The sequence below is a fragment of the Sphingorhabdus sp. Alg239-R122 genome (assembly GCF_900537065.1).
In the GTDB taxonomy this organism is placed as follows: Bacteria; Pseudomonadota; Alphaproteobacteria; order Sphingomonadales; family Sphingomonadaceae; genus Alg239-R122.
Window position 1 is genome coordinate 17,002 of record NZ_UNRC01000011.1, and the last position, 19,611, is coordinate 36,612.

General features: G+C 54.4%; 21 protein-coding genes. 15 read left to right on the top strand and 6 right to left on the bottom strand.

Going from position 1 to position 19,611, the window contains the following annotated elements:
• Window positions 1-2 precede the first annotated feature (2 nt).
• From rho to hemE, 3 genes are all read right to left on the bottom strand, one after another.
• A complete protein-coding gene (gene rho / locus G6Q15_RS10390) occupies window positions 3-1,259 on the bottom strand; it encodes a transcription termination factor Rho (protein WP_164118557.1) in 1,257 nt (418 codons plus the stop codon).
• A gap of 280 nt (window positions 1,260-1,539) precedes the next feature.
• A complete protein-coding gene (locus tag G6Q15_RS10395; protein ID WP_164118494.1) occupies window positions 1,540-1,983 on the bottom strand; it encodes a CopD family protein in 444 nt (147 codons plus the stop codon).
• A gap of 31 nt (window positions 1,984-2,014) precedes the next feature.
• The gene (gene hemE / locus G6Q15_RS10400) at window positions 2,015-3,040 is read right to left on the bottom strand and encodes a uroporphyrinogen decarboxylase (RefSeq protein ID WP_164118496.1); all 1,026 of its coding nucleotides are present in this window, start codon (window positions 3,038-3,040) and stop codon (window positions 2,015-2,017) included.
• 316 nt (window positions 3,041-3,356) lie between these two features.
• Here hemE and G6Q15_RS10405 point away from each other — a divergent pair, with 316 nt between their 5' ends.
• From G6Q15_RS10405 to G6Q15_RS10450, 10 genes are all read left to right on the top strand, one after another.
• Window positions 3,357-4,208, top strand: coding sequence for a pyruvate, water dikinase regulatory protein (locus G6Q15_RS10405; protein WP_164118497.1), 852 nt, complete (start codon window positions 3,357-3,359; stop codon window positions 4,206-4,208).
• Complete coding sequence (locus G6Q15_RS10410) at window positions 4,208-4,801, top strand: nucleoside triphosphate pyrophosphatase (RefSeq protein WP_164118559.1); 594 nt, start codon at window positions 4,208-4,210, stop codon at window positions 4,799-4,801. Before G6Q15_RS10405 ends, G6Q15_RS10410 begins: the two co-directional genes overlap by 1 nt.
• Window positions 4,798-5,628 (top strand): shikimate dehydrogenase, encoded by an 831-nt coding sequence (aroE, locus tag G6Q15_RS10415; protein WP_164118498.1) that lies wholly within the window; start codon window positions 4,798-4,800, stop codon window positions 5,626-5,628. Before G6Q15_RS10410 ends, aroE begins: the two co-directional genes overlap by 4 nt.
• On the top strand, window positions 5,625-6,239 hold the full coding sequence (gene coaE, locus G6Q15_RS10420; RefSeq protein ID WP_164118500.1) for a dephospho-CoA kinase: 615 nt from the start codon (window positions 5,625-5,627) through the stop codon (window positions 6,237-6,239). The genes aroE and coaE overlap by 4 nt, the downstream gene beginning before the upstream one ends.
• A 42-nt stretch (window positions 6,240-6,281) precedes the next feature.
• Window positions 6,282-6,980 carry a DNA polymerase III subunit epsilon gene (dnaQ, locus tag G6Q15_RS10425; protein WP_164118561.1) on the top strand — a complete coding sequence of 233 codons (699 nt, stop codon included), beginning with the start codon at window positions 6,282-6,284 and terminating at the stop codon, window positions 6,978-6,980.
• A 65-nt stretch (window positions 6,981-7,045) separates the two neighbouring features.
• A complete protein-coding gene (gene raiA / locus G6Q15_RS10430; protein ID WP_164118502.1) occupies window positions 7,046-7,615 on the top strand; it encodes a ribosome-associated translation inhibitor RaiA in 570 nt (189 codons plus the stop codon).
• 79 nt (window positions 7,616-7,694) lie between these two features.
• The gene (locus G6Q15_RS10435) at window positions 7,695-8,156 is read left to right on the top strand and encodes a PTS sugar transporter subunit IIA (RefSeq protein WP_164118504.1); all 462 of its coding nucleotides are present in this window, start codon (window positions 7,695-7,697) and stop codon (window positions 8,154-8,156) included.
• Between the two features lies 1 nt (window position 8,157).
• Window positions 8,158-8,619: a PaaI family thioesterase gene (locus tag G6Q15_RS10440; RefSeq protein WP_164118564.1), complete on the top strand. Its 462-nt coding sequence runs from the start codon at window positions 8,158-8,160 to the stop codon at window positions 8,617-8,619.
• Between the two features lie 36 nt (window positions 8,620-8,655).
• Window positions 8,656-9,000, top strand: coding sequence for a DUF1491 family protein (locus G6Q15_RS10445; protein WP_240330847.1), 345 nt, complete (start codon window positions 8,656-8,658; stop codon window positions 8,998-9,000).
• A gap of 202 nt (window positions 9,001-9,202) precedes the next feature.
• Window positions 9,203-9,994 (top strand): cell wall hydrolase, encoded by a 792-nt coding sequence (locus G6Q15_RS10450; protein ID WP_345940297.1) that lies wholly within the window; start codon window positions 9,203-9,205, stop codon window positions 9,992-9,994.
• An 83-nt stretch (window positions 9,995-10,077) separates the two neighbouring features.
• On the opposite strand, the gene dapD is transcribed toward G6Q15_RS10450, so the two are convergent.
• Both dapD and G6Q15_RS10460 read right to left on the bottom strand, forming a co-directional pair.
• On the bottom strand, window positions 10,078-10,917 hold the full coding sequence (dapD, locus tag G6Q15_RS10455; RefSeq protein WP_164118506.1) for a 2,3,4,5-tetrahydropyridine-2,6-dicarboxylate N-succinyltransferase: 840 nt from the start codon (window positions 10,915-10,917) through the stop codon (window positions 10,078-10,080).
• Between the two features lie 10 nt (window positions 10,918-10,927).
• A complete protein-coding gene (locus G6Q15_RS10460; RefSeq protein ID WP_164118508.1) occupies window positions 10,928-11,602 on the bottom strand; it encodes a pyrimidine 5'-nucleotidase in 675 nt (224 codons plus the stop codon).
• 259 nt (window positions 11,603-11,861) lie between these two features.
• Here G6Q15_RS10460 and G6Q15_RS10465 point away from each other — a divergent pair, with 259 nt between their 5' ends.
• Window positions 11,862-14,126 carry a S8 family peptidase gene (locus tag G6Q15_RS10465; RefSeq protein ID WP_164118510.1) on the top strand — a complete coding sequence of 755 codons (2,265 nt, stop codon included), beginning with the start codon at window positions 11,862-11,864 and terminating at the stop codon, window positions 14,124-14,126.
• Here G6Q15_RS10465 and queG read toward each other — a convergent pair.
• Window positions 14,123-15,301: a tRNA epoxyqueuosine(34) reductase QueG gene (gene queG, locus G6Q15_RS10470; RefSeq protein ID WP_164118512.1), complete on the bottom strand. Its 1,179-nt coding sequence runs from the start codon at window positions 15,299-15,301 to the stop codon at window positions 14,123-14,125. The two genes, G6Q15_RS10465 and queG, sit on opposite strands and share 4 nt — an antisense overlap.
• Before the next feature lie 56 nt (window positions 15,302-15,357).
• Here queG and G6Q15_RS10475 point away from each other — a divergent pair, with 56 nt between their 5' ends.
• The 4 genes from G6Q15_RS10475 to msrB all read left to right on the top strand — a co-directional run bounded on the left by G6Q15_RS10475 (window position 15,358) and on the right by msrB (window position 19,610).
• On the top strand, window positions 15,358-16,296 hold the full coding sequence (locus G6Q15_RS10475) for an ATP-binding cassette domain-containing protein (RefSeq protein WP_164118514.1): 939 nt from the start codon (window positions 15,358-15,360) through the stop codon (window positions 16,294-16,296).
• The gene (locus G6Q15_RS10480) at window positions 16,293-17,519 is read left to right on the top strand and encodes an ABC transporter permease (protein ID WP_164118516.1); all 1,227 of its coding nucleotides are present in this window, start codon (window positions 16,293-16,295) and stop codon (window positions 17,517-17,519) included. Before G6Q15_RS10475 ends, G6Q15_RS10480 begins: the two co-directional genes overlap by 4 nt.
• A gap of 234 nt (window positions 17,520-17,753) precedes the next feature.
• Window positions 17,754-19,016, top strand: a complete 1,263-nt coding sequence (locus tag G6Q15_RS10485; protein ID WP_164118518.1) for a cytochrome P450 — start codon at window positions 17,754-17,756, stop codon at window positions 19,014-19,016.
• A 75-nt stretch (window positions 19,017-19,091) separates the two neighbouring features.
• A complete protein-coding gene (gene msrB, locus G6Q15_RS10490; protein WP_164118521.1) occupies window positions 19,092-19,610 on the top strand; it encodes a peptide-methionine (R)-S-oxide reductase MsrB in 519 nt (172 codons plus the stop codon).
• The last annotated feature ends 1 nt before the right edge of the window (window position 19,611 follow it).

Sequence of the window (19,611 nt, forward strand, 5' to 3'; positions counted from 1 at the left end):
CCTTACTGGTTCATCGAATCGAAGAAATCTTCGTTGGTCTTCGAATCCTTCATCTTATCGAGCAGGAATTCCATCGCGTCGATCGTGCCCATCTGCATCAGGATACGGCGCAGCACCCACATTTTGCTGAGTGTGTCTTTCTCGACCAGAATCTCTTCCTTGCGGGTGCCGGACTTGCCGACATCGAGCGCAGGGAAGATACGCTTGTCAGATACCTTGCGGTCAAGCACGATTTCGGAGTTGCCGGTGCCCTTGAATTCTTCAAAAATCACTTCGTCCATCCGGCTGCCCGTATCAATGAGCGCGGTGGCGATGATGGAAAGCGAACCGCCTTCCTCAATATTACGCGCAGCACCGAAAAAGCGTTTCGGACGCTGCAAGGCATTCGCATCGACACCGCCGGTCAACACCTTGCCTGAGCTCGGCACCACGGTGTTATAGGCACGGCCCAGACGTGTGATCGAGTCGAGCAAAATGACGACATCATGCTTGTGCTCAACCAGGCGCTTTGCTTTTTCAATAACCATTTCAGCGACTTGTACGTGACGTGTGGCAGGTTCATCAAAAGTCGAGCTGATGACTTCGCCGTTCACGCTGCGCTGCATGTCGGTCACCTCTTCGGGGCGTTCATCGATCAGCAGCACCAGCAGATATACTTCAGGATGGTTGTCGGTAATCGCCTTGGCAATATTCTGCAGCAACACGGTTTTACCCGTGCGCGGCGGCGCCACGATCAATGAACGCTGGCCCTTGCCCTGCGGCGAAATGATGTCGATCACGCGTGCCGATTTGTCTTTCACCGTTGGATCGGCCGTGTCGAGATTCAGTTTCTCGTCCGGATATAGCGGAGTCAGATTGTCGAAATTGACACGGTGGCGGACAGCCTCGGGATCATCAAAATTGACCTGGGTGAGTTTAGTCAACGCAAAATAGCGCTCGCCATCGCGGGGCCCACGAATTTCGCCTTCGACAGTATCACCGGTACGCAGCCCAAATTTGCGGATCTGGTTGGGCGACACGTAAATATCGTCAGGCCCGGCCAGATAATTGGCTTCAGGCGAACGCAGGAATCCGAAACCATCCTGCAGCACTTCGATCGTGCCGAGTCCCATGATTTCCTCGCCATCTTCGGCCAGCTCTTTCAGGATTGCGAACAGCAAGTCCTGGCGGCGCAGTGTCGAGGCGCTTTCCACGCCAAGCTCTTCCGCCATCGCAACCAACTCGGCGGGTTTTTTCTGTTTCAGTTCTTTCAGGTGCATAGAATTTCTCAAATATAATGGGTGTGAACAAAGGTTCGGATGTGGAAAATTGCGCGTGGAGTGACAATGAAGGTGTCAGCGAGTCTTATTCTCACGCTATCCCGGACGGGATGGGCATTAAATATGCGCGGCAACGGTTCAAGTCAAATGATTTGCAGATAAGCTGTCCCAACACCCGTCATACTGGGAAAAGTTCAAGCCATTGCTAATTGCTCGAATTGGCGCAGTATGCACATACATCGAACGGTTAGCAGGACAGGTGAAGCTATCGCCGATACATCTAAAACGGCCGCACAATCACCAATATGACGATAATTGCGACTGCCACACCTGGCACTTCATTGAACAGGCGCAGTTTTTTATCAGACAATGTGCGTGTGCCTCGTGCCAGTTTTTTGGAATAGGCAATCATCCAGCCATGATAGCCGCTGAGCAGCAGCACAAAGAGCAGCTTGGCATGAAACCAGCCCTGACTGAACGCGCCCGTCTGATAGGCCAGCGCAAGTCCCAGCACCCACACGATAATCATCGATGGATTGAGGATGATATTGCGCAATTTGGACTCACGCTCCATCCACTTGGAATCTTCTTCGCTGCCGATTTCTGATTCCTGATGATAAATGAAAAAGCGCGGCATCATGAACAGGCCCGCCATCCAGAAGATGACGAAAATAATATGTGCCGCTTTCAGCCAGATATACAGCAAGGTCAGAATCTCGCTCAATTATTGCTCCCGATAATGCGCGGGTGGCAGGTTAGGTATCGCCTCTTACAAGTGTAAGCAGCTTTTCGACATGTGCAATGGGGGTATGCTGCAAAATGCCATGACCCAGGTTGAAGATATGCGGGCGATCCGCGAAAATATCCAGGATTTCGAGCGCAGCCTGTTCCAGCGCACCACCACCCGCCATCAGCGCCAGCGGATCAAGATTGCCCTGCACCGGCAGGTCTTTCGGTAAATTGGCCGCCGCCCAGCGCGCGTCGATGGTTTCATCCAGGCCAAGCGCATCAACGCCCGTTTCCCGCGCATAGGCAGGCAGTTTCTCACCCGCGCCCTTGGGAAAGCCTATTATCGGTGTATCAGGGTGCAGCGCGCGTAGTTTCGAAACAATTTCAGCATTGGGTGCAATCACCCATTTTTCGAACTGCGCGGGTGACAGCGACCCTGCCCAGCTATCAAACAGCTGCACCGCATGTACGCCCGCCTTTATCTGGCCGGAAAGATATTCGACCGAAAGGTCAATAATACGCTGAATCAGTTCCCCAAAAGCAGCTTCATTCATATAGGCATATTGACGCACCGCGGCCTGATCACGGCTACCCTCGCCATTCACCATGTAGGTGGCGACTGTCCAGGGTGATCCGGCAAAGCCCAGAAAGCATGTCTCAGGGCTTAACTCACCCGCGACCCTGGTCACGGTCCGGTAAACCGCCTCAAGATGCTCAGGCACCGCTTCAAGAGCATTTAACTGGCTATCGAGTAGCCGAGGGGAAAGCCTTGGCCCCTCACCCGCGAGGAATTCCAGATTCTGGCCCATGGCATGCGGAATGATCAATATGTCTGAAAACAATATAGCTCCGTCAAAGCCAAACCGGCGGATCGGTTGCAATGTAACTTCCGCTGCAGCATCTGCATCATAGACAAGATCAAGAAATCCGCCTTTTTCTGCACGCAAAGCCCGATATTCAGGCAGGTAACGCCCCGCCTGACGCATAAGCCATATCGGGCGCACGGCAGCGGATTCACCGCGGATAGTTTTGAGTAACAAGGAGTCAGTCATACTAAATAATCTTATTATTATAGAATATTGATGATTTAAGATGGTGTGTGGATAATGGGGACAAGGGCCCTATGCCGGATTTGTCCACAGAATGACATGAAAAAATTCCGCTCCGGGATTCCATACCGAATCGCCACAAAACCAACCAGAATATTGAATCAGCTGAATCACTTGTCCCCGACATTTCGATTCCGAGCGCACCATGTGCATGACCAGGCAGGACAAATAAAGGCAATGGGCATGAAAGCGGGGACGCGATTTATCCACGATTTCATCCCTTGATTTATGCGCCCATTATCCACAGGACTGTCCATATATGAAACTGCACCTGCATCTCCTGTCCGACTCCACCGGCGAAACGCTGGAAAATATCGCAAAAGCAGCGCTTGCGCAATTTGACGGGGTTGAGATCATAAAGCATTTCTGGCCGATGGTGCGGAGCGAAAGTCATCTCGAGCGGATCCTCACCGATGTGGCCGCCAACCCCGGGCTTGTTCTGTTTACTCTGGTTAACCCGGAAACACGGCGCAAGCTGGAACGGCGTTGCCGCTCGCTCGGCCTGCCCGCTGTGCCGGCGCTTGACGCTGTGACCGATGCGCTGTCCAACCTGCTCGGCCAGGAAGCGAAAACCCGGCCCGGCCGGCAACATATACTCGACGCCGCCTATTTCGCACGCGTGGATGCAATCCAGTACACCATCGCGCATGATGACGGGGTTGGCTGGGAAAACTGGGAAGAGGCGGATATTGTGCTGGCGGGTGTGTCGCGTTCATCAAAAACACCGACTTCCATTTATCTAGCCAATCGCGGGTTCAAGACTGCGAATATCCCGATTGTGGTGGAATCGCCGCCGCCCGATGCGTTGTTCCACCTTAAACATCCATTGGTGGTGGGGCTTACTACCCATGCCGACCGGTTGGTGCAGGTGCGGCGCAACCGTTTATTATCGCTCAACCAGACGCCGGAAACTGCCTATGTCAACAGCGACCGGGTGAAACAGGAACTACAATACGCGCGGCGCATGTTTGCCGATAATGGCTGGCCGGTTATTGACGTGACGCGGCGTTCGATTGAGGAAAGTGCGGCGGCGATTATCAATCTGGTTAATGAACGCCATCTGGCGGAATCAGAATCGGAAGGCGGCGGAAATTCCGGGAAAGAAACATGATGCTCATACTAGCCTCAAAAAGCTCCTCGCGCCGCGCTATGCTGGAAAATGCTGGGGTGGAGATCGAATGCCTGCCCGCCAATGTAGATGAGGCGGCCATCAAGGATAGCCTAATTGCGGAAGGCACAAGCCCGCGCAATCTGGTTGACGCACTGGCGGACGCGAAAGCACGGCGTGTGTCAAACCGTGTGCCGGGCGCGATGGTGCTGGGCGCGGATTCGCTGGTGGTGACGGCGGATGGGCACTATCTCGACAAGCCGGAAACGCCGGATAACGCAAAGGCGCATCTTGCCATGCTGTCGGATTCGACCCACAGCTTGCTGAGCGCCGCAGTGATTTACGAAGATGGAAATCCAATATGGCGGCATATTGATATCGCCAAAATGACAATGCGCCCATTAAGCGGAACCTTCATTGAGGATTATGTAAGCGAAAACTGGAACAATATCCGCCACTGTGTCGGCTGCTATGAAATTGAAGGGCCGGGCGCCCAACTATTCGCGCGGATTTTAGGCAGCCAGTTCACCATTATGGGCCTGCCACTGCTGCATCTGCTTGATTATTTGAGGATAAGAAAGGTAATGCCGTCATGACATCAACGACGTCAAAGCGGCCCTATGCCGAAGTGATTGGCGATCCGATCAACCAGTCGAAATCACCCGTGATACATGGTTTTTGGCTCGACAAACTGGGCATCGATGCGGATTATAAAATAGCACACATAAAGCCTGAGCAACTGGTAGATTATATCACCAGCCGCCGGGAAGATCCGGACTGGCAAGGCTGTAACGTCACCATCCCGCACAAGCTCGCAGTGCTGGATCTTGTGGATGATCCGGGCGGCGTCAAAGATTCAATAGGTGCAATGAACACTATCATCCGCGGAGAGGATGGAAAACTGATCGGCACCAATACGGATGCCGGCGGTTTTTATACGCCATTGTCGAACAGTGACCTTGCGGGTGCCGATATATGTGTCATCGGCAATGGCGGCGCAGCACGAGCGATCCTGTTTGCGCTCAGCAGGCTGGATGTGGATGACGTGTATATCATGGCGCGCAATCCGCTCAAATCCATAGGGCTGCTCAGCCAGTTTGGGTTAAAGGGTGGGTGCGTGCAGATGGATGCGGAGGTTCCGCCGGTGCAGCTGCTGGTGAATGCCAGCCCACTCGGCATGAAGGGCGCCAAAGAGACGCTGGATATTGACCTTACCCCCCTGCCCGATGGAGCCATTGTGTATGACATTGTCTACAACCCCCTGATAACGCCATTGCTGGAACAGGCAAAATCGCGTGGGTTGAATGTGATAGACGGGCTCGGCATGTTGATAGGACAGGCAGATCTGGCGTTCGAGCTGTTTTTCGGCAAACCTGCACCGCGCAAATATGACAAGGAACTTCGGAAGCTGCTTGCCAAATGACGAACCAGAGCCAGCATAAACCTTTTATACTCGGCCTGACAGGCTCAATCGGTATGGGCAAATCAACTGTGGCGGACATGTTTCGCGAGCTGGATGTGCCCGTGTTTGATGCCGATGCCGCAGTGCATATATTGCAGGGCCCCAATGGTGCATTGCTGGAACCTATTGAGGCGGCTTTTCCTGGTACCACCGGGCCGGAAGGTGTAGACCGGCAGAAACTGGGCGCAGCGGTATTGTCTGACAGGGCGGCGCTCGCAAAACTTGAATCGATTGTGCACCCTGCCGTAGCGCAGATGCGTGCAGATTTTCTGGCAGAAAATGGCGAAGCTCCGATTATGGTATTCGACATCCCGCTTCTGTTTGAAAAAGGCGGTGCAGATACTGTCGACGCGATTGTGGTCGTTTCTGCCCCGGCGGATATACAGCGCGCCCGCGTCCTGGCCCGTCCAAACATGACCACGCAGAAATTCGATTATATACTGGGCCTGCAAATGCCCGATGCCGAAAAACGTGCCCGCGCCGATCATATTATCGATACAGGTGTGAGTTTGGAGGAGACTCGACAAATTGTGCAGAATCTTGTCACAAAATTATCACCGCCCCTTGCCTGAACCAAAAAACACTCCAATATGACTCTTATGACAGCGACTCCATTGAGAGAAATCGTCTTTGATACCGAGACGACCGGATTTGACCCCAAGAACGGGGACCGGATGGTGGAAATCGGCTGTATCGAAATGATTGGCCGGGTTGAAACCGGCAAAAGCTATCATTGCTATTACAACCCACAGCGCGACATGCCGAAATCGGCGGAGGAGATTCACGGACTTTCCGATATTTTCCTGTCCGACAAACCGCTATTTGCGGATAAAGCGGATGAACTTCTTGAATTTCTGGGCGATGCACCGCTGGTGGCGCACAATGCGACATTCGATTTCGGGTTTATCAATGCCGAGCTGGAGCGTGCAGGAAAAACTGCCATCGCGATGGATCGCATGGTGGATACGCTGGCCATGGCGCGGGTCAAACATCCGGGTGCGAAACTGTCGCTAGATGCATTATGCACCCGCTATGGCATAGATCGCAGCCACCGTGTCAAGCATGGTGCGCTGCTGGATGCCGAGCTGTTGGCGCAATTATATATTGAACTTACCGGTGGACGGCAGATCGGGCTGAGCCTGGCCGCAGAAGGCAGCGAGAAAGAACATGCTGTTTCTGTGGATGATGATGCAGTCATTGCTGAAGACCGGCCTTTCCGTGCTCCAAGGCCGCATAAAGCCAGCGCGGAGGAACTTGCTGCCAACACCGCATTTCTTGAAAAAATGGGGATTCCCATATGGCACAGGGGATGAAAGGAGCCAGATAGCAAACCCACCGCCACCACAAACGACACTAAAACTATAATGGAGAAGTAAATATGGACATTCGTGTTTCAGGCCATCAGATGGATACCGGCGAAGCATTGCAGCAACATGTCGAAGACCGGCTGAATACGAGTATCAAGAAGCATTTCTCCAAGGCTATTTCGGCGCATGTCACCTTTGGCAAAGGCCCACACGAAGCGTTTCAGTGCGATATTGTGGCGCACATCATGCACGGCCTTATCCTGAAAGCCAGCGGACAGGCTCAAGATGTCTACCCCGCATTTGATCAGGCCGCCGACCGTATTGAAAAACAGTTGCGCCGCTATATGCGCCGGCTGAAAGACCGGCATGACCAAGCTGCACACGCGCTGAAGGAAGAAGAAGCTGCCTATACGGTGTTCGACACACCTGCCGAAGAAGAGGACGTTTCGGGCGATGCACCGCTGGTTATTGCCGAAACGCGCGTAGATATTCCGTCAGGTAGTGTTTCAGATGCGGTGATGATGCTTGATTTGCGCGACACCAATGCACTATTGTTCAAAAACTCTGGCACTGGCGCACATAATATGGTTTATCGCCGGTCCGATGGGTCGATTGGCTGGGTAGAACCCAAATCCGATTAACCTCATTCCCCGCAGCCACGCGGACAATTATGAATATAAACGGGCGTGCACGCAGCTTTCTGCGCACAAGACAATAATTATGCGAACTTTCACTCTTGATGATGAAGCGGTGCTGACCGGCGCACAAGTGTCGGGCAAAACTCAACTTCTGGAACTTTTGGCCGAAAAATTCAGTCAGTGTTACGGTCTGGACCGGGCTAGCTGCCTCGACTGTCTGGATGAACGGGAGCGTCTGGGTTCCACTGGATTTGGGCGCGGTATTGCCATTCCGCATGGCAAGATAGAAGGCATGGAAATGCCTGTCGCAGTATTTGTGCAACTCGCGCGCCCAATGGATTTCGATGCCGTTGACAAATTGCCGGTGGATATTGTGTTCGCGCTTATGTCGCCGGTCAGTGGCGGCTCGATCCACCTGCAGGCGCTGGCTAGCATATCACGCCTTTCACGCGATGAAAAAACCGTGAGCAGCCTGCGCGGAGTGAAGGGGCATGATGCGGCCTATGCAGTGTTGGCAAGCGTGATTGACCGTGACGCCGCCTGAAATGTCCGAAAAAGCTCTATCAAACGGTGAAAGATGGCATTTCCGGGCACTGGAATCGCTTTATGCATCGGCGCCGGTGAATGCCTTATTCGATTCGCGGCTTGAAATCGTCGAATCGGGCGTGGCACGTATCCACTTCATGGTGGATGAGAGATTTTACCATGCCGCAGGTGCCGCGCATGGTACTATCTATTTCAAAATGCTTGATGATGCAGCCTTTTATGCTGCAAATAGCCTTGTTTCCGACCGTTTTCTGCTCACAACCGCCTTCAATATGAATTTTACCAGTCCCGTAAAGGCTGGACCTGTTGTGGCTGAAGGTAAATGGATCAGCGGAAAACGGCGCGTTTTCATTGGAGAATCACGCCTTTTGGACAGTGAAGGCGAAGAAATTGCGCGCGGCACAGGCACTTTCATGCGCTCGCACATCGCGCTGTCCACGCTGGACGGCTATGGTATCTGATACCATTTTTAAACCATTTATCTGTAATAACTTACCATGATTGAACCCCGCCTTTCTTCGGATATGCGCATTGGCGCCATCAAGCGACTTGTCGAATCAGAAGGTGGGTTTGCGATGGTCCTGCACAAGGGTGATCCGGTATCGGGCGCGATTCTGGTGCAGACTCTCGAAAAGGGGCGAAATCCCAGGCTTTATGAACAGATGCCGAGTCTCGACGATGGCCCGGTGTGGCATGAGATATGGTCAGAAGAAATTGAAAACAAAGGAAACTTACAGGAGTATCTGGACAGGCGATTCGCACGGGACAGTGATTTATGGTTAATAGAACTGGATATCGCAGATAGCGAACGGCTCACCGGACTCTTGCAGCAGATAAGTTGACTATGTTGCAGTGCACACTAAACCACAAGGTGAATGAACGCGCAGGCAGTTTGACGGCGACATGAGTTAAGCATCAAACCAGCACGCAGACGGGTGATTGTCCGGAAATAATGCACGAACACTTATGAATGTTTCCTGATCGGAACGGTTTCGTGAAGAAAATTATTTTCAGTGATGGTCAACCGCACAGATAAACAGGTTTATGAGCAAGATTTTGAAAACCGCCAGCGCGGTAGCCATTGTGCTATCAACAACCGCAGCTGTAATCGGCACGGACGTGACGCTGGCATTTGATAACACGGCGACAAATGCCGTGGAAACTGTTGAATCCGACATTTCCCGCGGCAAATCTGCTATGGAAACCGTCGTTGAACTGCAAAATGAAACAGCGGCTGCGGTTGCGGCATCTGTTACGGAAGCTTCAGCAGGCACATCAGAGAAAATTGAAACCGTTTCTGTCACCAAAGACGAAAATGGCGAAGCACTGACAGTACAGCCACTGCCACAGGATTATGTCGAGCATGATCCGAATGCAGTCGTTGCAGAACCGGAGGTCGTAGAGGCGGCTCCGGCCCTGCGCGCTTCATCGCTGCGCAAGCTGGTCAATGCCTATAGCATGCCCGGCAGCCTGAGTAAGGAAATGCACTGCCTGGCCGGTGCGGTTTACTTTGAATCCAAGGGCGAGTCACTCAAAGGACAGCTTGCTGTTGCTAAGGTGGTAATCGCACGCTCTGAATCGCGCCGTTTCCCGAACAGCTATTGCGGCGTTGTGTTCCAGCGCAGCCAGTTCTCGTTTGTGCGCGGTGGTCGCATGCCCCGGATCAATAAAGGCAGCAGGGCATGGAGAAACGCCGTTAAAATCGCGCGTATCGCACATGATGATGCATGGGAAAGCCCGGTTGAAGGTGCGCTATTCTTTCACGCACGGTATGTATCACCCGGCTGGCGCCTGAAGCGCATGGCAACAGTGGATAATCACGTTTTCTACCGTTGATAGCGACAAACATACGAAAATAGAAAGGCCGGGTATCAACCCGGCCTTTTGTTTATGCGCTTCGGTACGTCTGAATCAGCGTGTCAGTCGCGTAGAAGTTCGTTTATACCTGTTTTGGAACGGGTCTGCGCATCCACGGTTTTCACGATAACCGCACAGTAAAGCGAGGGACCGGCACTGCCGTCTGGCAATGGTTTGCCGGGCATCGCACCTGGTACTACCACCGCATAATCGGGCACACGGCCCATATGCACTTCGCCGGTAGCGCGGTCGACAATCTTTGTCGATGCACCCAGATATACGCCCATGGAAAGCACTGCGCCTTTGCCGACATGCACGCCTTCCGCCACTTCGGAGCGCGCACCGATAAAGGCGCCATCCTCAATCACCACGGGTTCGGCCTGTAACGGCTCCAGCACGCCGCCAATGCCTGCACCGCCAGAGATATGCACATTCTTGCCAATCTGCGCACAGCTGCCCACTGTGGCCCAGGTATCGACCATTGTGCCTTCATCGACATAGGCACCGATATTGATGAAACTGGGCATCAGCACCGTACCACGCCCGACATGCGATCCGCGCCGCACAATAGCGCCCGGCACCGCGCGAAAGCCCGCTTCACGAAACCGGTTTTCACCCCATTCGGCAAATTTGGATGGCACTTTGTCAAACCATGTTGCGCCGCCCGGGCCGCCTACAGCGATTTCATTGTCGTTGAGGCGAAAGGAGAGCAGCACCGCTTTTTTAAGCCACTGATTCACCTGCCAGCCACCTGCGGTTGGCTCCGCCACACGGGCGCTGCCATTGTCTAGCATTTCGAGCGCAGCATCCACTGCGTCTCGCGCTTCGCCTGTGGTGGCCACAGATATCGTATTGCGTTCTTCCCACGCGCTTTCGACAATCGCCTGTATCTGCTTGCTCATATGCTTTCCTTTACTTCTGTAATGCGTCGTTCACTTCGCAAAGCCATTTGGTGAGGTCTGTGATCTCATAATCGATAAAATCAGAATGTGCGCCCTTGTCGCCCCATTCGGATCCGTTATTAATCCAAACAGTCGCCATGCCAAGTGTTTTGGCAGGAGCCAGATTGCGGGCCATGTCCTCAATAAAAAGCGATTGGCCTGGATCAATGGCAAAAGCTTGGGCCATGCTGTTATACGCGAATCTCTCTGGTTTGGGCTGATAGTCACAGGCGTGAATGTCGTGGATGCCGGAAAATATTCCGCCTAGGCCGAGTTTTTCAAGCACGCGCGCAGCATAGTTCTGGTCCGCATTGGTAAAAATATATTTGCGCCCGGGAAGCGCTGTGATTTCTGCTTTCAATAGCGGGGCAGGGGTCAGACGCGACAGGTCGATATTATGTACGAAATCCAGGAATTCATGTGGATCGACACCTTCGTGACGCATCAGCCCGGCAAGTGTGGTGCTGTGATTATGGAAATAATCTTTCTGGATACGATAAGCTTCGTCACGATCGCACTGAAGCCGGTCAGAAATAAACAGACCCATTTTTTCGTCGATAAGGGCAAACAGATTATTCGATGCCGGATAAAGCGTATTGTCGAGATCGAAAATCCAGTTGCAGATGTGGGAAAGAGGATGTGGCATTAATGTGACGCCTAGACAGCGATACAGGAAAGGGCAAGCATGTTGACGACCCATGTCCTGTGTTCATGGACGGATAAGATGTTTTCATGCATAAGGGACGGCTGATTGTACCGCATCACCTGCGGCAGATAAAAGAGTGACCATGCCAGGACCAGTACATATCTCAGTTTCACGCAAATCCGTTTTATATATAGGCGCTGCTGCGTTCGCCGTGGCGTCACTATCAGCTTGCGGCGGAAGCGGGGGCTCCGGGACAAGGGTGGTCACGTCCCCGCCGCCGCCTGTTGTACCACCACCACCACCGCCGCCGCCTCCTCCTCCCCCTCCCCCTACATCAAGCCAGTTTGACACGGCGGAATTCAGGCGGTCCGATGGCCCCGATTTCCATGGCGCGGTAACAGCCTATCAGGATGGTGCGACAGGGGCTGGCATTACAATCGGGATTGTTGACAGCGGTATTGATATTGACAGTCCCGAATTTGCCGGGCGCATCAATTCTGCCTCGGCTGATTTTGCGGGCAATACCAATATCAACGACGTGGACGGACATGGCACAATGGTGGCGCAGATTGCGGCAGGCGCGAAAGATGACCGGGGTGTGCATGGCATAGCTTTTGATGCTGATCTGTTGGTGCTGCGAACCGACGACCAGATCAACTGCACTGCGGAGGAACGTGCGAATGAAGGTTGCGGCTATGACAATGATGCCATTGCGAGCGCAATTGACCATTCAGTGCGCACGGGCGCCCGTATCATCAACCTCTCACTTGGCGGTGCGCGGCCACCGGCCCGGCTATTGCGGGCGATTGACAATGCCACCAAGGCGGGCGTTGTCGTCGTGGTGGCTGCCGGCAATGATGGTGATGTGACGAACGATCCCGATATTGATCCGAATAACCCTGATCCATTTGCCGCTGCCTTGCAGGAATCGGGCAATGGACTGGTGGTAATCGCGGGCTCCGTTGACAGGCAGAGCAGGATTTCGGGATTTAGCAACCGTGCGGGCATATATGCCCCGTCCTATCTGGCGGCACTGGGGGAGAGTCTGTGCTGCATTTATGAAAATGGCGAACTGGTTGTCGACAGCGGCGGTTTTGTCACCCTGTTTGGCGGCACGAGTTTTTCCGCGCCGCAGATAAGCGGTGCGGCAGCCTTGCTGGCACAGGCGTTTCCCAATCTTACTGGCGCGCAGATAGTTGGGCTGCTCCTTAACACTGGGCGTGATGCGGGAGCCGTGGGCACAGACGTGGTATATGGCCGCGGCATATTGGACATAACCGAGGCATTCAAACCGCAAGGTCAGACGGCACTGGCAGGTACGGGAACGGTGGTTTCTCTTGCTGCCAACACTGGCATCACATCAGCGCCTATGGGCGATGCGGGGCAGGGTGCACAATCAATACAGACTGTCGTTCTGGATGGGTATGGACGCGCATATGGCGCCGATCTTGGCAATTCGCTGCGTGCGCCGCCGCGTGAACGCAAACTCGCATCTGCATTGTCTGCGCGCTCCCGGACTCTGTCTGCATCTGGCGGCAGATCACATATTGCGGTGACGATCGCGCCGGGGCAAAATGGTGAAATTGTTCGTACGCCGCTCAGGCTTGCCTACGTGGAGGCGGACAGGGCGCAAGTGTTGGCGGGAACAGTCATGACACGTATTTCGCCCAAAACCGCCATGGGTTTTGGCATCAAGCGCGGTGCGGGTGGTTTGGTAGCAAGCCTGCAGGGTGCGAATGAACCCGCGTTTCTGGTTGCGCAGTCACCCGGCCATGCGCTTGGGTTCAGCAAATCACCGGATAGTGCAGCCGCCATACGGCATCAGCTCGGTTCTTATGGCATGACTGTGAATATGGAGCGCGGAAAAGCCCTTGTTCAAGGTGCTAGCGCCTGGATAACGCTGGATGACCGAACGCAGCTTTACGGCTATACCAGCCTGGGCCTGGCGATGGACCGGAAATGGCAGGGTGGGCATATCAGCCTGGGCCTGACATTGCTGGATGAGGAACAGACCGTATTGGGCGGCAAATTCACAGCTGCTCTGGGCGGCCGCGGTGCGCAGACCATGTTCTTTGATGCCAAATCCCGTTTTGACCTGGGGCAGGGGTGGCAGGCGGGCTTTGCCTGGCGGCAGGGGTATACCCGGCCGCGCAGCGGCGGCCTGCTGACTACGGGTAGCCGGCTATGGAGCAGCGCTTTTGCCGCCGACTTTGGCAAGACGGGGATTACCACGGACAGTGACAAGGTGTCCTTGCGTTTATCCCAACCACTCAGGGTTAGCGATGGCGCGTTCAGGCTGAATGTGCCGGTCAGCTATGATTATGGCACGCTACAGACCGGCTTTGCCGCCCAGCGCCTCAATCTTTCTCCTTCAGGCCGCGAACTGGCTGCTGAGCTTGGCTATGCGCGAGGCCTTTGGGGCGGCTATATGTCAGCCAATATATTTTACCGGACGCAGCCCGGGCATTTTGCGACGGCCCCGGACGACACGGGTGTGGCCATACGGTTCTCAAGGGACTTTTAAGTGGGCGAGGGCCGGTTTGTGACCGGGCATTGCAGCATCCATTCGGTTTGCACAGCAGGATCGGTTTCGACTGATGCGCGCGCTTCGCGTTCGCGGGCGAAGTGTTCAGGGCTGAGTTCGCCCAGCGCCCAAATGGCGGCCCCGCGCACGATTTCGCTGTCATCATCCAGCAATGTGCAGATTTGCGGGACATAACCTGCATTGCCGCTATTGCCCGCTGCGATCAGGCTGTTGCGCACCATCCGGTCCCGGCCTGTGCGTTTGATGGGTGAACCAGCGAAGATTCCCCGAAACGCGGCATCATCCATCGCCAGCAGCGAGGCTAGGTCAGGTGCGGTGAGTTCGGCGCGGGGCAGATACGCCTTGTTACGCTGCGCCGCATCTGCAAACTTGTTCCATGGACATGCGGCCAGGCAATCATCACAGCCATAGATATGATTGCCCATGGCACGGCGGTATTGATGTGGAATTGGCCCCTTGTTTTCGATCGTCAAAAAGGAAATACAGGCGCGCGCATCAAGCTGGTAAGGTGCCGGAAAAGCATTGGTCGGGCAGATATCCTGACATGCGGTGCAGCTGCCACAATGGTCGGTTTCTGCCGTATCTGCCGGTAACTCCGCACTGGTGTAAATTGCGCCCAGAAACAGCCAGCTGCCATGCGATGTACTCACCAGATTAGTATGCTTGCCTTGCCAGCCAAGCCCTGCTTTGGCCGCCAGAGGTTTTTCTGAAACAGGCGCGGTATCGACAAACACCTTTACCTCGCTGCTCGTTGTTTCCACCACCCATCGGGCGAGGTTTTTCAGCGCTTTTTTGAATGTCTTGTGATAATCGGTGCCCTGCGCATAGACCGAAATGCGGCCATGATCGCGGGCCTTTGCAAGGCGCATTGGATCTTTGTCAGGCGCATAGCTCATGCCCAGCATGATGGCGCTTTTCACGTCGGGCCATAATGTTTGCGGCTGCGCGCGCTCGGCAATACGGCCTTCCATCCAGTCCATATCACCATGCGCACCGTTTTCCACCCATTCGGAAAGTCGCTGGCGATGCACGTCATCCAATGCGGCTTCGGTAATGCCTATTTTTGCAAGGCCAAGCGTCTTGGCCTCTGCCTCCAGTGCGGCCTGCCAACCCGGAAAATTGTCTGCCGTTAATTTAATCTTGGCCCTTTGCATATAGCACCGCTACTCTGCCGGATGCGACACTGTCCACACTGAAAAGGAAATCATGCGTGAGTGAAAATGCGATTGAGGCACGCGGCCTGGTCAAATATTTTGATAAATTCTGCGCCGTGGACGGGATCGACCTAACAGTTCCGAAAGGCAGTATATTCGGCATATTGGGCCCCAATGGCGCAGGCAAGACAACAATGCTGCGCATGTTGCTTGGCATTATTGACCCTGATGAAGGATCGCGCGTATTGCTGGGCAGCGACCGACCATTATCAGTGGCAAAGCAGGTCGGATACCTCCCTGAAGAACGCGGGCTATACCAGTCGATGAAAGCCTATGATGCGATTGCGTTTATGGGCGCACTGCGCGGCCTGCCGCTGAAAACCGGGCGTGAACGCGGACGGCAGCTGTTGGAAGAAAACGGGCTTGGCGCAGCAGCAGACAAAGAAGTGCGCATGCTGTCCAAAGGCATGGCACAGACCGTGCAGCTGCTCGGCACCATTGTGCATGAACCCAAACTGATCGTGCTGGACGAGCCTTTTTCAGGGCTGGATGCCCTGAATCAGGGCAAGTTGGAAAACATGATCCGCGCGCAGGCGGATCGCGGCGTAACGGTGATATTTTCCACCCATGTAATTGCCCATGCCGAACGGTTATGTGAGGAAATCGCGATTATCGCAGGCGGCAAGGTGCCGTTTCACGGGAAGGTTTCCACAGCGCGCGACCGGCTGCGCCCACAGGTGATGCTGGAAACACGCGCGGAGGATGGACCATGGCGCAAGGCGCTGCCTGAAGAATCAGAGCGCAGGGGTGATTTCTGGCACTTTACGCTCCCCGAAACCGGTGTCGAACCGCTGCTCAAATCACTGATAGACGGGCAGGCGGGGATTGAGTCGCTTTCGATCGAACGTCCAGGTCTGCACGATGCCTTTGTGGCGATAGCAGGCGAAGCGGCGGCCCGGAAAATGGATGAAGGCGAAGCGGAGGTGCCGGCATGAAAGAACTGATCCGCAGCGCATTTGTAATTGCGCGCCGCGACTTTGCCGCGATTATTTTTTCCAAGGCGTTTTTCTTTTTCCTGCTTGGCCCACTTTTCCCACTGGCAATAGGCATTGCCGCAGGCGGGCTGGGTCAGCAGATGGCCAGGGAAATCGACCAACCGCTGGTGGCTGTGGTGCTACCCGCGGATGAAGCCATTGCGCTCACCGCCGCTCATGACCGGCTGGCCACGCAGATTGGCCAGCGACGCCTGCCGGAGCTACGGATTGTGCCGCCACAAGCCGATGTCCCGGCGCAGGTGGCTTCCATGCTCGTGCGCAAGGGAGGGGGCGAAGACGGGGGAAAATATATCGCAGCTCTTTCGGGTAGTTTTGATGCGCCGCTTCTCACGGGAGCTGCTGAGGATGTGCAGCGTTGGCAGGGGGAGATCCGATTACTGATCGACACTGCGCGCAGTGCATCCGACACACCACCTGTCACCATGGCCACCGACATTATCGCCGATAGTGAAGGTGCAAAGGCGAAAAACCAGTTGCTGACCGCGCAGGCATCACAGGTGGTGCTGTTCCTGCTCACCATGCTGCTCGCTGGTATGGTACTGTCCAACCTCGTTGAAGAAAAGACCAACAAGATTATAGAAATACTCGCGGCTGCCGTGCCGATTGACGCAATTTTTATCGGCAAGCTGTTTGCCATGCTGGCTATGGCATTTATCGGCATTGCGGTTTGGATTACCGTGGGTGCGTTCGCGATCCAGACATTCGGACCCGGCCTGCCCAGCCTGCCGGTCCCTGCCATTGGCTGGCCGATATTCATATTGCTCGCCTTTCTCTACTTTTCTATGGCCTATCTTCTGCTCGGTTCGCTGTTCCTCGGCATTGGCGCGATGGCGACCACGGTGCGCGAAGTGCAGACACTGTCCATGCCCGTCACCATGGCGCAATTGCTGGTATTCGGCCTTGCATCCTATGCCGTCACAAAACTGGGTGAGCCAATTGAGGTTTTCGCGGCGATTTTCCCGCTCAGTTCGCCTTTTGCCATGCTGGCACGTGCGGCGCAGCTCGAGTCGATATGGCCGCACCTGCTCGCGCTTGCGTGGCAGGTTGGCTGGGCAATCTTGATAGTGCGTATCAGTGCCAGCATCTTCAAGCGCAATGTAATGAAATCGGGTGGGGGTACAAAACAGGGGTTTTTCAAGCGGTTATTTACACAACCAAACTAAGGATCAGACCCGATTTCGGCATTTCACCAGTGCGCAATAAAGCCCATAAACAGCCACAGGCCGCTTGACATTATTAACACCGTTGTTAGCAATGGTGCGTTCCGAATATGCTTTCCGTGAAAAAGAGAGGCAGGTGGAACAGGTGAGAGTTGACCTGAATGCTCCACGAGGCGCAAAAATGCGCCAGTGGGGGTCGCAGGCCTGATGGCAGCTCCCAGTGACAGGAGAAAAACCATGGCGACTGCCGCCCCGAAATGCTGTTCTACCGAAAAACCGGTCCAGACCGATCCTTTCGACATGACCCTGCCGGATATGTACCGCGAGGACCGCTGGCAGGAACCTTTCCGCAAGCTGCGCGAAACCGCACCGGTCTATAAGGTCAAGGAAAGCGAATTCGGCGCGCACTGGAATGTATCCACCTATAAGCCAATACAGCATGTCGAGGCTTTGCCGGACATCTATTCCTCTTCCTATGAACATGGCGGTATTACCATTGCCGATTTACAGGAGGAAGACAGGGAGGACGAGTTTATCCTGCCGATGTTCATTGCCATGGACCGGCCCAAACACACCGGACAGCGCCGCACGGTTGCCCCCAAGTTCACACCCAGCAACATGAAGGAAATGGCGGATGATATCCGTCACCGCACCGGTGAGATTCTGGATGACTTGCCAATGGGAAAAGCGTTTGACTGGGTGGACCGGGTTTCGATCGAACTCACGACGCAAATGCTTGCGTTACTGTTCGATTTTCCATGGGAGGACCGCCGCAAGCTGACATTCTGGTCGGATTGGGCAGGCGATATAGAAATAGCGCGCAATCCCGACTTGCGGCAGGAGCGTGTCGCACATTTGTACGAAATGGGTGCCTATTTCAAAAAACTGTGGGATGAACGCGTGGGCCAGCCGCCCGCGCCCGACCTGATTTCCATGATGATTCACAGCGATGCCACCAATCATATGGATGAAATGGAATTTATGGGTAATCTGGTGCTGCTGATCGTCGGCGGAAATGATACCACGCGCAACAGCATGTCGGGCGCTATTTACGGTCTTGATAAATTCCCTGATGAGCGTGAAAAGCTGGAGCAAAATCCTGAGCTTATCGCCAATGCAACATCAGAAATTATCCGCTGGCAAACACCCCTTGCACATATGCGCCGCACCGCGCTCCAGGATGCAGAACTGTTCGGTGCCGATATCAAAAAGGGTGACAAGCTGGCGCTCTGGTATATTTCGGGCAACCGCGATGAAAGCGTTTTTGAAAACCCGGATAAACTCATTGTCGACCGCGAAAATGCGCGGCGGCATCTGGCCTTTGGTTACGGTATCCACCGCTGTGTCGGTGCACGGCTCGCTGAATTGCAGATCTCGGTATTGCTGGAGGAAATGGCGAAGCGCCGGATCCGCGCCAATGTGCTGAGCGAGCCCGAGCGGGTCAGCGCCTGTTTCGTACACGGTTATAAATCGATGGATGTCGAGCTGACCACTTACTAAGGCCGCGATTTGTAACTTTTTGGCATCCTGCAACGTATACCCATATAGTTATATGGCCGCTGGAGGATGATCGCCATGAATTACAACGATAGACAGGAACCAAAAACCCGCCGCTTTTTCCTTGGTGCGGTGACGGCTTTTGGTTTGGCCGGGACAGGCTATGCGATCAGCCGCGGGGCAAGCGCTGATGCGCGGACAAAACGCAAGTTTTCAATCACCAAAACCGATGCCGCATGGCGCAGGCAGCTTACACCGGCAGAATATCGGATACTCCGGCAGGCGGGGACCGAGCGGCCTTATTCGAGCAGGCTCAACAAGGAAAAGCGCAAAGGCATTTATGTTTGTGCGGGATGCGCGCTGCCGCTTTATTCCTCACGCACCAAATTTAAAAGCGGGACCGGCTGGCCCAGTTTTTACACGCCGCTTAAAAACGCGATTGGCACGTCCACCGATTACAAGATTGGCGTCCCGCGTACCGAAGTGCATTGTCGCCGCTGTGGTGGTCATCTGGGCCATGTGTTTAACGACGGCCCCAAACCAACGGGCAAACGTTATTGCATGAACGGCGTAGCGATGGATTTCCGGCCTGCCTGAT